This window comes from Kitasatospora putterlickiae, assembly GCF_039527695.1.
Taxonomy (GTDB): Bacteria; Actinomycetota; Actinomycetes; order Streptomycetales; family Streptomycetaceae; genus Kitasatospora; species Kitasatospora putterlickiae.
Genome location: NZ_BAAAKJ010000122.1, coordinates 16,059 through 24,871 on the forward strand (window position 1 = coordinate 16,059; position 8,813 = coordinate 24,871).

Consider the following 8,813-nt stretch of genomic DNA (forward strand, 5'->3'; position numbering starts at 1 on the left):
TTCGGGGCGCGGCCTCAGTGGCCTCGGTGGCCTCAGTGCCCCTCGCCCTCCGGCCGGGCGTGCCGGGGGAGCAGGAAGGCGACCAGGAAGGCCGCGGCGAGCAGCGCGGCGATCAGGCCGTACGTCCAGCCGGCCGCGTGCCGGAAGCCGTCGGCGCGGGCCCAGCCGAAGAACGCGCTGCCGAGCAGCGCGACGCCCACCGAGCCGCCGAGCTGCTGCTGGGCGTTGAGCACGCCGGAGGCCGAGCCGGTCTCGGACTCCTCGACCCCGGCCAGTGCGATGTCGAAGAACGGCGCCATGATCAGGCCGAGGCCCAGGCCGGTGAGGGCGAGCGCCGGGACCAGCTGCCACACGGTGAGGCCGTCCGCCCCGTGCTCGACGGTGACCCAGAGGCCGAGCGCGCCGGCGGCGGCGACGGCCATGCCCGCGTGCAGCACCCGGCGGCCGTGCCGGGGGGCCAGCAGGCCGCCGGAGAGGACGGCGCCGATCACCACGCCGACCGACAGCGGGATCATCGAGAGCCCGGAGCGCAGCGGCGTCCAGCCGAGGCCGAGCTGCAGGTACAGGGTGAAGACCAGGATCAGCCCGGAGAGCGCGGCGAAGAACACCAGCCCGGTGGCGAGCGCCGAGACGAAGGGCCGCTTGGCGAACAGCGAGGGTTCGATCAGCGGGGTGCCGCCGCGCCGCAGGACGCCGCGCTGGTGGCGGGTGAAGAGCCACAGCACCGGCGCCGAGGCGGCCATCGACAGGAAGGTCCACCACGGCCAGTCCAGCTCGCGGCCCTGGACCAGCGGGTAGACCAGCAGCAGCACGGCGAGGCCGAGCACCAGCACGCCGACGGGGTCGAGCCGCCCGGTGCCGGTGGTGCGGGTGGTGGCGTCGGCGGGCAGGATCCGGGTGGCGGCGAGCACCGCGAGCAGGCCGACCGGCAGGTTGATCAGGAAGACGGTCCGCCAGCCGAGGCCGAACAGGTCGGCGTCGGTGAGGTAGCCGCCGAGGCTGGGGCCGAGCACCGAGGAGAGCCCCAGCACGGGGCCGAACAGGCCGAACGCGGCGCCCGCCTCCTTGGGCGGGAACATCGCCTTGATCAGGCCGAGGCCCTGCGGGATGAGCAGCGCCGCGAACAGGCCCTGCACGGTGCGGGCGGCGATCAGGGTGCCGGCGCCGGGCGCCGCCGCGCAGAGCACCGAGGCGAGGGTGAAGCCGGCCGCGCCGAGGACGAACAGGCGCTTGCGGCCGAAGAGGTCGCCGAGCCGGCCGCCGGTGATCAGCAGGACGGCGAAGGCGAGCGTGTAGGACGCGGTGATCCATTGGATCTGGGCGTCGCCGCCGCCGAGATCCTGCCGGATGGCGGGCGCCGCGACGCCGACGATGGTGGTGTCGAGGAGGTCCATCACCTCGGCGGCGAGGATGACGGCGAGGCCGGCCCAGCGCAGCCGGTAGCCGGCGGACGGCGCCTCGGCGGTCGCGGGAGGGGCGATCTGACTGGTCATGGGAGTGATCTCCGGAATCGGAGCCGGTGACGAACGACGTTCGTATGAACGAACACTGTTCTTCGTGACGAACAGTGTTCTCCCATGGAACGGTGTTCGTGTCAAGTAATCTGGGATCCGTCGCCGACCACGAAGGAGTCCCCATGACCAGTGCCGCCCCGCGTTCCGGCTGGCCCGAGCACTGGCGGGACAAGGCGAAGGCCGCCCCCAGGCGGCAGCCGCTGAGCCGGGAGCGGATCGTCGAGGCGGCGCTGCGGATCGTCGACGCCGAGGGCATGGACGCGCTCAGCATGCGCCGGGTCGGTCAGGAGCTCGGCACCGGCGCCGCCAGCCTCTACGCGCACGTCGGCTCCAAGGAGGAGCTGCTCGAACTGGTCCTGGACCTCGTCTACGCCGACATCGAACTGGAGCCGGCCGACCCCGAGCGGTGGCAGGAGCAGGTCAAGCGACTGCTGCGGAACTCCCGCGAGGCGCTGCTCTCCCACCGCGACCTCGCCAAGGCCGCCGTGGTCGCCAACGTGCCGGTCACGCCGCACGCGATGGACATCGCCGAGACCATGCTCGCCATGCTGCGGGCCGGCGGCCTGGACGAGCAGACCGCCGCGTACGGCGTCGACCTGCTCGGCCTCTACACCACCGCGACCGCCTTCGAGGCCTCCACCCGGGGCGGTGCCGACACGCAGGAGTTCACCGGGCGGATCCGCGACTACTTCGCGACCATCCCGGCCGAGCGCTATCCGATGATCACCTCGATGGCCGTCGCGCTGACCCGCAACGTCGGCGAGGAGCGCTTCGAGTTCGGCCTGGACATCCTGGTCGCCGGCCTGGCCCGGCAGGTCCCGGACGGCGGCGCCTGAGGCCGGCGCCCGGAAACGCCGGAGCCCCCGTCCGGGATCGGACGGGGGCTCCGGCGGCGGGCCGTGGCCGGGGTCAGTTGGCGTCGGCCGCCGGCCGCCGGGTGCGCTGGTCCAGCGAGGCCAGGTAGGCGTTGTAGGCCGCCAGCTCGGCGTCACCGCTGCGGTCCTCGGCGCGGTCCCGGCGGCGGGAGAGCCGCTGCTCCGAGCCCATCCACTGGTAGACCAGCGCGATCAGCACGATCGCGGTCGGGATCTCGCCGAACGCCCAGGTGATGCCGCCGGCGAGCTTCTGGTCGGCCAGCAGGTCGGTGCCGGGCGGCGCGCCCTCGGTGGTGAAGGTGTTCACCAGCTGGTGGTTGGCCATCATCACGGCGACGCCGAAGAACGCGTGGAACGGCATGCCCATGAACAGCTCGATGATCCGCATCACATGGCCGGGGCGGTGCGGGCCCGGGTCCACGCCCATGATCGGCCAGAAGAACACCAGACCGGTCGCCAGGAAGTGGACCATCATGAAGATGTGCCCGAGCCGGTACCCCATGAGGAAGTCGAACAGCGGGGTGAAGTAGACCCCGTACAGGCTCGCGATGAACAGCGGGATGGTGAAGGCCGGGTGCGAGATCACCTTGACGTACGTCGAGTGCAGCAGGGCCACCAGCAGCTCGCGCGGCCCGCGCGGACGTCCCTTGCCGGCCGGCCGCAGGGCGCGCAGCGCCAGGGTGATCGGCCCGCCGAGCAGCAGCAGGATCGGCGACAGCATGGAGAGCACCATGTGCTGCATCATGTGCGCGCTGAACAGCACCATGCCGTAGTCGTTCAGCCCGGTGCAGGTGACCAGGATCACCGTGCCGACGCCCAGCACCCAGGCCACCGTGCGCCCGATCGGCCAGGTGTCGCCGCGCCGGCGCAGCCGGACCACGCCGGTGAGGTACAGCGCGAGCGCGGCCAGGCTGCCGAGCAGGAACACCCAGTCGGGGGACCAGGTGAGCACGTTGGAGAGCGAGAAGGGGCCTAGGTCGGTCATCCCGCCGTGGTGGTGCATGCCTGACATTCCGTCGCCCATCGGCGGGTCCTGCTTTCCCTCGTCACGGCCCCTGGACGGGTCCGGTTCGCCCGTTTTGCTTCGGCGTACAGCCTAGGCGGGCCTTACCCCGGCGCGCCCCCCGGCCCCCGTCACGCCCCCGGCCGGCCGGGGGCNNCCCCACCCGCCCGGCCGGGACCCGCGCCGTCGGCCCGGACGCGCTCGCCGGGTGGCTCGCCGAGGGTGACGTCACCGTCTCCGTACTCCCGGTCACCCCGAGGCCGACGGTCTCGTCCTGGAGCGGCCCGGTCGTTCCCGAGACCGACCGCGGGCGCGTCGGGCCGCGCCCGGCGATCGAGCGCTACCCGGTCGGACCGGGGTCCGGCGGCGCGATGTAGCGGGCGCCGGGAAACGCGTGCGCCGGTGGCGTGTACGCGCCCCGCTCCACCAGCCGCCGGATGTTGGCGCGGTAGATCTCGTCCGCCTCGGCGTGCCGGACCGGTTCGTCCGTCAGCCACAGGTTGGCCGGATGGATCGGGTCGTCGTACATCCGCCGGAAGACCTCGGTGCGCAGGTCCTTGAGCCAGTTGCTGTTGAGGTTCATCGTCCGGAACTGCCGCAACGCCTCGATGTCGATGATCCCGGACACGAAGGAGTTGTACCCGGAGACGGTGTGCCCCAGGACCGCCCCGTGGAAGTCGACGACGTGCGCGTTGCCGCCCGCGATGTCGTACGGGTGGCGGGAGTCGGGCGTCGGATAGACCGGTCCGGCGTTCGGACAGACCATGTACAGGCTGTTGAAGTGGGCGTGCGCCCGGTTCTGCAGCAGCCAGGTGCCTCCCGGGTCGGGGCCGGCCTGGGTCATCGGCACCGCCTCGCTGGGCCGGTACACCACCTCGGCGCCCTGGAGGGCCAACGCCCGTACCGCTTCGGGGTATTCGCCGTCACTGCAGCAGATCGTGCCGATGTTGCCGATGTCGTCGGTGCGCAGCACCGGGTAGAACGCGTCGATGCCGTCGCCGAAGAGTTCCACCCACCGGTCGTACACGTCGTGCGGAGTGCAGGAGCGTTCGCGGCACCAGACGTGGTTCTTCGCGGCGCGGTGCACGATCTCGCCCGCCGGGGAGATGACGAACAGCGTGTTGAAGAACCGGTCGGGCAGGATCTCCGGCCAGCGGGCCTTGCACTGCGCGACGATGTAGGTGTCGTAGTGCCGGGCCAGCGCGGCCAGTCGCCCGGTCTCCGGACCGGGGATGTCGATGAACAGGTCGCGGGCCGCGGTGACGTGCGGGATGTCGAGGATCTCGTCCGCGAATCCGGTCAGCGCTCCCTCGGCCAGCGCGATCAGCTTGACCGGCATGTTGATGCCGACGACGGACACCGCGGCGTGCATGGCCTCCTCGACGACGTCGAGGTTGTGCGCGATCTGGGCGCGTGAGGTGATGCTGCGGACCACCGTCGACAGGCCGACGGCCAGGTACGGTGCGATCGGCCCGCTCATGATCCGCACCAGTCCATCGCGGCCAGCGCGTACGCGCGCGCGGCGCAGACGATCTCGTCCACCGCGCAGCGCTCGTCGTACGCGTGCGCCATCGCGAGTTCGCCCGGCCCGAGGCCGACCGCGGGGACCCCGGCGGCGCACAGCCACGTGGAGTCGGCCGCGGAGGGGAACGCCGCCAGCGGCGGGCGGCCCGCCAATGGCGTGTCGACGGCGGCGAGTTCACGGGCGTCGGCGACCGCGACGCAGAGCGGATGGGCCGCGTCGACCCTCGAACCCGGATACCGCAACGGCCATTCCACCACCGGCGGATGCGTACGCAGCCAGGGGTCGGTGGCGGCGACGTGCGCGATGTGGGCCTCGATCTCCTTGCGCACGACCGCTTGGTCCTCCCCCGGCGGGTGGAACACCGCGTACACCATGCTCATCGAGTCGGGGATGAACGCCCCGCTGCGCGAGTGGCGCGCGCCGCCGTCCACGACGCCGGGCGCGAGGGTGAACTGCCCCGGTTCGAAGAGCGGATCGAACTTGGTGGCCGCCCAGTCGCTCTCCAGCCGGCGCAGCGCCTGGTAGATCACGAAGCCGCGGTCGATCGCGCTGGCCGCGACCGGCCCGGTCGTGCCGGGCCGGTACAGCATCCGCCCGCGCATCGACGAGTGGGAGCTCTTGCCGGTCACCTCGATCCGCATCACCAGCACGCCGGGGGTCGCGGCCATGACGGACAACGGCCGGTCCCCGCCGGTCGGTTCGGAGACGATGGCCCCGTCCGCGGTGTAGCCGCGGTCGAGCACCGCGGAGGTGCCGAGGTGGTTCTCCAGGTTCTCCTCGCCGACGACCGCCTGGAGGATCAGGTCACCGCGCAGGCGCACCCCGGCCTCGTGCAGCGCGCGGGCCGCGAACGCCTGCGCGACCAGGCCGCTCTTCATGTCGACGGTGCCGCGACCGCGGATCCAGCCGTCCTCGACGACACCGTCGAACGGGTCGCCCGAGCGCCATCCGGAAACGTCCCCGGGCGGGACCACGTCGACGTGCCCGTTGAAGATCAGCGAACGCCCGCCCCCGGTGCCGCGGATCACCCCCACCGCGTTGTCGCGGCCGGGTGCGACGGCGAAGACGTCGGTCTCGGCACCCGCTTCGGCGTAGACCCCGGCCAGCAGGCGCGAGACCTCCCCCTCGGCGCCGACCACGTCGGCGTAGACCTCACCGGGGTAGGTCGGGGTGATGCTGGGGATCCGGACCGCGGCGGTGAGGGTGTCCAGCATCTCGTCGCGCAGCAGGTCGAGCCGTGTGAGCACCCGCCGGCGCGTGCTCGTTGCCGGGGACCCCGGCACGTCCCTGTCGTGGTTCATCGTCCCGTCCACGGTCACGCTCCTCTCGATGCCGGCTCGTCGCCGACGGTCGGCAGGTCACCGGTGTCGTGGACGGTCCTTCCGCCCACCAGCGTGCGCAGCACCCTGGTACCGGGGAGGTCGTCCTCCGAACAGGTCACCGGATCGCGGTCCACGATCACCAGGTCCGCGTGGTTCCCCGGTGTGAGCGAGCCGATGCCGGACCAGTCGAGCACCTTGGCCGCCCCGGTCGTCCACATCTGCAGCGCCTCGATGCGGGAGAGCTTCTGGTCCGGCCCGTCGTTGCGGTGGCCGCTGCCCGCGAAGCGGTGGGTCTGCGCCAGTTCGATCTGCTCCCACGGGTTCTTCGGACCCCAGTCCGAGCCGCCCGCCAGGTCGAGCCCGGTGTCGAGGAGGCGGCGCAGCGGTTCGAGGTCGCGCCAGACGTGGGTGCCCATGCGCTCGCCGTACATCGCGCCCTTGCCCCAGGCGAATCCGGCGCTGGTGGTGACCCGGAAGCCGAGGTCGGCGTAGCGGCGGGCCTGCCGGGGCGTGATCGTGATGGCGTGCTGGAGGATCCAGCGCCGGTCGCGGAAGTCGTGCTCCCGAACGACGCGTTCCGCGATGTCGAGGAAGTCGTCGTGCTCGCGCTGGGAGCCTACGCACACGTTCGCCCGGACGCCGTTGGCGGCGCAGAACCTGACGAAGGTCTCCTCCTTCTCCAGGGACACGAAGCGGTTGCCGCGGGTGGGGCGGCCGAAGGGGTCCTGGTAGGGCTCGTAGGTCGCGAAGTGGCCCGAGAAGCAGGGGCCGCCGGGGCTGATCGTGAGCCCGTCGAGCCGCAGCATGTCGTCGCCGTCGTCCGCGACCTCGCCGGCGAACCGTTCGAGGCGGGCGGTGAATTCGTCGTGCGACAGGGGGTCGAACGGGTAGAAGATGGCCGACTCGACGTCCAGCGTCGCCAGCACGCGCAGGGGCAGGGCGCCGGTCGCGTGCAGGTGCCGGTAGACCCCGATGTGCTCCGGCTCCATCGCGTGGCCCTCGTACACGGCGGTCACGCCCTGCGCCGTGTAGCGCGCCAGCTCCGCGGTGGTGCCGGCGACGGCGTTCCCCATGTCGAGCTTCGGCAGCTTGGTCAGGATCTGACCCCAGAAGGGGTCGTAGGTGTAGTAGTTGGTGACGGGTCCGCGCAGGATCCCGGTGAGCTCGCCGGCCTCGTTCTTGTCGATCTCGACGTCGCTGACCCGGTCGGGGATGAAGTCGGTGAGCCCGACGGCGCGCAGGCCGGCGGTGTTGAAGGCGACCACGTTGGGAATGCGCGGCGCCCAGGCCTGGATCAGCACCGGGTGGGCGTCGGTCGCCGAGTCGAGGGTCCACCGGTCGGGCAGGCGCCGTTCGGCCAGGTCCCGTTCCGAGCGGCGGATGAAGTAGTGCGGCTCGCCGACCGGGGTGCACATGATCCATTCCCCCGCCGGAGTGGTCGCGGCCTTGGCCCGGACGCGCGCCACGATGTCCGCGTGGTCGAGGGCGTCGGTGAGGTCGACGAGCCCGCCCGCGAGCATCCCGAAGTGCATGACGTGCGGGTGGGTGTCGATCAGGCCGGGCATGATCACGCCGCCCTCGGCGTCGACGTGGCGGGCGTCGGGCCCCGCCGCTCGCACCATCGCGTCCCGGTCCCCCGTGGCGAGCACCCGCCCGCCGGACAGCACCAGCGCCTCGGCCTCGGCCTCGGGTGCGCTCGGATCGAGCGTACGCACCCGTCCACCGGTGATGATCGTGTTGGTCATAGCTTCCCTCCGCAGTTCGACGGTGGTGCTTGATGGGCACACCGTAGCGCAATAGTTCTCCATCTGGAGAAAAATCTTCGCGGCCCTCGCCGCTACGATGAGTTCCGTGACAAACATGCGTGAGCCGCGGATGGACCGCGGAATCGCCCGTCGTGAATCCCTCCTGGACGCCGCGACCCGGCTGCTGGCGCGGGAGGGCGCACGGGCCCTGACCCACCGGGCCATCGCGGCGGAGGCGGGCACCACGCACGGCATCGCCCGCTACTACTTCGGCACCCTCGATCAGCTGCTCGACGAAGCCCTGCGGCGCCTGGCCACCCGGCAGATCGAGGAAGTGCGCGCACTGTTCCACCAGGTGCCGGACGCCGACGTCCCGCAGCGGATCACCCGCATCGTGGAGTACGTGACCGGATCCCTCGCCCGCGACCGGGACTCCGGCATCGCCCGGTACGAGTTCTTCCTGGAGGTCGCCCGCCGCCCCCAGCTCCGGGCCACCCTCGACGCCTGGGGAATCGCCCAGCGGGCGGCCTTCGCCGGCGAACTGCGCGGGGCCGGGTCCCCGGACCCCGAGGCCGACGCCGCAGACCTGCTGACCATCATCAACGGCCTGCACCTCGAACAACTCGCACTGCCCGCCGACGACTTCGAGACCACCCGGCTGCGCCCGGCCGTCGCACGGTTCTTCCCGAAGGGCTGAACGCCGGCGCCGACGCCACGAACGAGGGCGCCGGCAACCCGGTGACGGCCGGGGGCGGCCGCGTACGGGCCGACGGGCCCCGCCGGCCGGACCCACTGGACGGCGTCTGGGACGTCGTCGTGGTCGGCGCCG

At 72.1% G+C, this 8,813-nt stretch carries 7 protein-coding genes; 2 read left to right on the top strand and 5 right to left on the bottom strand.

All coding sequences use genetic code 11. From position 1 onward, the window contains the following. Nucleotides 1–32 precede the first annotated feature (32 nt). A complete protein-coding gene (locus tag ABD308_RS12750) occupies nucleotides 33–1,493 on the bottom strand; it encodes an MFS transporter (RefSeq protein WP_344332822.1) in 1,461 nt (486 codons plus the stop codon). Nucleotides 1,494–1,636: 143 nt separating this feature from the next. Here ABD308_RS12750 and ABD308_RS12755 point away from each other — a divergent pair, with 143 nt between their 5' ends. Then, nucleotides 1,637–2,350: a TetR/AcrR family transcriptional regulator gene (locus tag ABD308_RS12755; protein WP_344332824.1), complete on the top strand. Its 714-nt coding sequence runs from the start codon at nucleotides 1,637–1,639 to the stop codon at nucleotides 2,348–2,350. Between the two features lie 73 nt (nucleotides 2,351–2,423). Here ABD308_RS12755 and ABD308_RS12760 read toward each other — a convergent pair whose 3' ends face one another. From ABD308_RS12760 to ABD308_RS12775, 4 genes are all read right to left on the bottom strand, one after another. Beyond that, nucleotides 2,424–3,392 carry a cytochrome c oxidase assembly protein gene (locus ABD308_RS12760; protein ID WP_344332917.1) on the bottom strand — a complete coding sequence of 323 codons (969 nt, stop codon included), beginning with the start codon at nucleotides 3,390–3,392 and terminating at the stop codon, nucleotides 2,424–2,426. A 340-nt stretch (nucleotides 3,393–3,732) separates the two neighbouring features. Beyond that, nucleotides 3,733–4,872: a nitrilase-related carbon-nitrogen hydrolase gene (locus ABD308_RS12765; protein ID WP_344332826.1), complete on the bottom strand. Its 1,140-nt coding sequence runs from the start codon at nucleotides 4,870–4,872 to the stop codon at nucleotides 3,733–3,735. Further along, nucleotides 4,869–6,164, bottom strand: coding sequence for an ArgE/DapE family deacylase (locus tag ABD308_RS12770; protein ID WP_344332828.1), 1,296 nt, complete (start codon nucleotides 6,162–6,164; stop codon nucleotides 4,869–4,871). Before ABD308_RS12770 ends, ABD308_RS12765 begins: the two co-directional genes overlap by 4 nt. Nucleotides 6,165–6,232: 68 nt before the next feature. Beyond that, nucleotides 6,233–7,984, bottom strand: a complete 1,752-nt coding sequence (locus ABD308_RS12775; RefSeq protein WP_344332829.1) for an amidohydrolase — start codon at nucleotides 7,982–7,984, stop codon at nucleotides 6,233–6,235. A 115-nt stretch (nucleotides 7,985–8,099) separates the two neighbouring features. On the opposite strand from ABD308_RS12775, the gene ABD308_RS12780 reads away from it, so the two are divergent. Beyond that, on the top strand, nucleotides 8,100–8,681 hold the full coding sequence (locus ABD308_RS12780; RefSeq protein WP_344332919.1) for a TetR/AcrR family transcriptional regulator: 582 nt from the start codon (nucleotides 8,100–8,102) through the stop codon (nucleotides 8,679–8,681). The last annotated feature ends 132 nt before the right edge of the window (nucleotides 8,682–8,813 follow it).

Bases quoted from the DNA above. Each gene is read 5' to 3' on its own strand.
- ABD308_RS12750 (WP_344332822.1), bottom strand. From the start codon at position 1,493: ATGACCAGTCAGATCGCCCCTCCCGCGACCGCCGAGGCGCCGTCCGCC.
- ABD308_RS12755 (WP_344332824.1), top strand. From the start codon at position 1,637: ATGACCAGTGCCGCCCCGCGTTCCGGCTGGCCCGAGCACTGGCGGGAC.
- ABD308_RS12760 (WP_344332917.1), bottom strand. From the start codon at position 3,392: ATGCACCACCACGGCGGGATGACCGACCTAGGCCCCTTCTCGCTCTCC.
- ABD308_RS12765 (WP_344332826.1), bottom strand. From the start codon at position 4,872: ATGAGCGGGCCGATCGCACCGTACCTGGCCGTCGGCCTGTCGACGGTG.
- ABD308_RS12775 (WP_344332829.1), bottom strand. From the start codon at position 7,984: ATGACCAACACGATCATCACCGGTGGACGGGTGCGTACGCTCGATCCG.
- ABD308_RS12780 (WP_344332919.1), top strand. From the start codon at position 8,100: ATGCGTGAGCCGCGGATGGACCGCGGAATCGCCCGTCGTGAATCCCTC.